At 72.4% G+C, this 3,459-nt stretch carries 3 protein-coding genes; all 3 read right to left on the bottom strand.

The features are described 5' to 3' along the window. Nucleotides 1–851, bottom strand: an 851-nt coding sequence (locus AB0I76_RS25455) for a PucR family transcriptional regulator ligand-binding domain-containing protein (RefSeq protein ID WP_357040284.1), incomplete at its 3' end; no start/stop codon positions are given. Nucleotides 852–930: 79 nt separating this feature from the next. Continuing rightward, complete coding sequence (gene argG, locus AB0I76_RS25450) at nt 931–2,382, bottom strand: argininosuccinate synthase (RefSeq protein ID WP_357040281.1); 1,452 nt, start codon at nt 2,380–2,382, stop codon at nt 931–933. 36 nt (nt 2,383–2,418) lie between these two features. After that, the gene (locus AB0I76_RS25445; protein ID WP_357040287.1) at nt 2,419–3,264 is read right to left on the bottom strand and encodes an RNA methyltransferase; all 846 of its coding nucleotides are present in this window, start codon (nt 3,262–3,264) and stop codon (nt 2,419–2,421) included. Nucleotides 3,265–3,459 lie beyond the last annotated feature (195 nt).

The following is a 3,459-nucleotide window of genomic DNA, read 5'->3' as shown; positions in this document are numbered from 1 at the left end:
CCGGCCACGGCCGGCACCGGGGTCTCCGGGTCGCGCCCGTCCGGCTCCCCGCCGGTCGGGTCCCCGGCGGTGTGGTCTGCGGCGGTGTGGTCCCCGGCGGGCGAGGTGGCCAGGTCGCCGCCGCCGGGCCAGCGCAGCAGCAGGCGTCCCCAGTCCTGGCCCCGGGCGCCGACCGTGGTCACCAGCCAGCCGCTGTCGCCGTCGTACGCCGTCCGTCCGGCCGGTCGGATCCGCCGCGAGTGCTGCTCCCACCCGTCGAGCAGCAGCTCGGCGCTCTCCCCCGCCGGGTCGTACGCGAGCACCTGCCGGGACAGGTTCTCCAGCACCACCGGGCAGCCGGACAGCTCGGCCGCCTGCCGTACCACCTCGCCGGGGCCGGCGCCCTCCACCGACAGCTCGGTGAAGCGCTGGTGGATCTCCTCGGTGGCCCGCAGTTCGGTGAGCTGCGCGTCGACGATCAGCGCGTGCACGGCCTCGGTGATCCGCACGAACGGGGTGGCCCGCCGCAGCTCCACCAGGGGCAGCCCGCGGCGTTCGGCGGCGGCGGCCATCACCCGGGGGACCTGGTTGAGGTACCGGCGGCCCAGCTCGACGACCAGCCCGGACACGCCGACGTCGGCCAGGTCGCCGATGAAGGCGCGCAGCCCCGCGTCGTCGGCGGGCAGTCCGATGCCGGTGGTGAGCACCAGTTCGCCGCCGCCCAGGAGCGTGGCGATGTCCGGCACCTCGGTCACGTGCACCCAGCGGACCGGCGCGTCCAGGCCGCTGTCACCGGCGACCAGGCGCGGAGCGCCGTGGCGGACCGGGTCCAACGCGAGGACTTCACGCACGGTAGGGAACACGGCCGACACGCTACCGTCCGTGACCTGCGCTGCGCGATCGGCCGGTCGGCGGCCCGATCGGTCGGACGTCTCCGCGCGGAGGCGTCGCTCAGTCGACGCCGAACTCCATCGCGGCGCGGTCGAGTGCCTCGTCGTCGCCAGAGGAGACGCCCCGGGACGCGATGGCCTCCGCGCCGCCCTGTGGCATCGCACCGATCAGCCCCGTCGAGGCCGCCTGCGCGGCACCGACCATCCGCTGCGGGCTCGCGCCGCCGACCATGCCGAGGGTGGCGTACTGCTCCAGCTTCGCCCGCGAGTCGGCGATGTCCAGGTTGCGCATGGTGAGCTGGCCGATCCGGTCCGACGGGCCGAACGCCGAGTCCTCGGTGCGCTCCATCGACAGCTTGTCGGGGTGGTAGCTGAACGCCGGGCCGGTGGTGTCCAGGATCGAGTAGTCCTCGCCCCGGCGCAGCCGCAGCGTCACCTCGCCGGTGACGGCCGTGCCGACCCAGCGCTGCAACGACTCGCGCAGCATCAGCGCCTGCGGGTCCAGCCAGCGCCCCTCGTACATGAGCCGACCGAGGCGGCGGCCCTCGCTGTGGTAGTTCGCCAGGGTGTCCTCGTTGTGGATGGCGTTGACCAGCCGTTCGTACGCGGCGTGCAGCAGCGCCATGCCGGGTGCCTCGTAGATGCCCCGGCTCTTGGCCTCGATGATCCGGTTCTCGATCTGGTCCGACATGCCCAGGCCGTGCCGGCCACCGATGGCGTTCGCCTCCAGCACCAGGTCGACGGGGCTGCCGAACTCCTTGCCGTTGATCGTCACCGGACGACCCTGGTCGAAGCCGATTGTGACGTCCTCGGTCGGGATCTCCACCGACGGGTCCCAGAACCGGACGCCCATGATCGGGTTGACCGTCTCGATGCCGGTGTCGAGGTGTTCGAGGATCTTCGCCTCGTGCGTGGCACCCCAGATGTTGGCGTCGGTGGAGTACGCCTTCTCGGTGCTGTCCCGGTACGGCAGGCCACGTTCGAGCAGCCACTCCGACATCTCCTTACGCCCACCCAGTTCGGTGACGAAGTCGGTGTCGAGCCACGGCTTGTAGATGCGCAGCTGCGGGTTGGCCAGCAGGCCGTACCGGTAGAACCGCTCGATGTCGTTGCCCTTGAAGGTCGACCCGTCGCCCCAGATCTGGACGTCGTCGGAGATCATCGCCCGCACCAGCAGGGTCCCGGTGACCGCCCGGCCCAGCGGGGTGGTGTTGAAGTACACCCGCCCGCCCGAGCGGATGTGGAAGGCCCCGCAGGTCAGCGCCGCCAGGCCCTCCTCGACCAGGGCGGCGCGACAGTCGACGAGTCGGGCGACCTCGGCGCCGTAGCTGAGCGCGCGACCGGGCACCGAGGCGATGTCGGGCTCGTCGTACTGGCCGATGTCGGCGGTGTAGGCGCAGGGAACGGCGCCCTTTTCGCGCATCCACGCGACCGCGACCGAGGTGTCGAGGCCGCCGGAGAAGGCGATGCCGACACGTTCACCGGTGGGCAGGGAGGTGAGAACCTTGGACACGAGGAAGATTATGCACCAAGTTGCATGGTCATGCAATCAGAAGGATTCGAACGGCGGGTCGTCGCGACCCAGCTCCCAGAACGCCACCGCCGCGGCGGCGGCCACGTTCAACGAGTCCACCCCGCGCCGCATGGGGATGACCACCCGTACGTCGCTGGCCGACTGGGCCGCCGCGGTGAGGCCGGGGCCCTCGGCTCCGAGCAGCAGCGCCGCCCGCTCACGCTGCGCCGGAGTCAGCCGCTGGATCGGTACGGCGTCCGGCGCCGGCGTCATGGCGAGCACGGTGAAGCCCGCCTCGCGCACCTGGTCCAGGCCCGCCGGCCAGCGCTCCAGCCTGGCGTACGGGACCGCGAAGACCTCCCCCATGCTGACCCGTACGCTGCGCCGGTACAGCGGGTCCGCGCAGGTCGGCGACAGCAGCACCGCGTCGATGCCGAGCGCGGCGGCGCCCCGGAACACCGCGCCGAGATTAGTGTGGTTGTTGACGTCCTCCAGGATCACCACCCGCCGGGCGGTGGCCAGCACCTCGGCGGCGGTCGGCAGCGGCTTGCGCCGGAACGACGCCAGCACCCCCCGGTGCACGTGGAAGCCGGTCGCCCGTTCCAGCACGTCCGGGGTGGCCGCGTAGACCGGTGTGTCCCCGGTGTCCAGGTCGGCGAGCTGGTCGACGCGCTTGGCGTCCACGAGGTACGACCGGGCCGGGTACCCGGCGCGCAGCGCTCGGCGCAGCACCAGCTCGCCCTCGGCGATGAACAGGCCGTGCGGAGGCTCCCAGCGGGTACGCAGCTCGACGTCGGTCAGCGCGCGGTAGTCGGCGATCCGGTCGTCGTCGGGGTCGGTGATCTCGTGGACGGGCACCGCACGATTCTGCCCGAGCCGCAGGTCGGGCCGACGCGTGCGGGGTGCCGCAAGGGTGTCAGGAAGGGTCCCTTATACAACGCCAGGCGTTAAGAAGGGGCCCTTCCTCACACACCTCAGCCGCGGCGGTCGAGCCAGCGGCGCAGGTCGGCGAGGGGGTCGTCCTCCTCGGTGGGCTGCTGCGGCCGGCGCTCCGGCTCGCGGCGCTCCGGCTCGCGG

The sequence above is a fragment of the Micromonospora sp. NPDC049799 genome (genome assembly GCF_040656655.1).
Taxonomy (GTDB): Bacteria; Actinomycetota; Actinomycetes; order Mycobacteriales; family Micromonosporaceae; genus Micromonospora.
The sequence above is the reverse complement of the archived record's forward strand: the minus strand, read 5'-3'. Positions and strand labels throughout refer to the sequence as shown.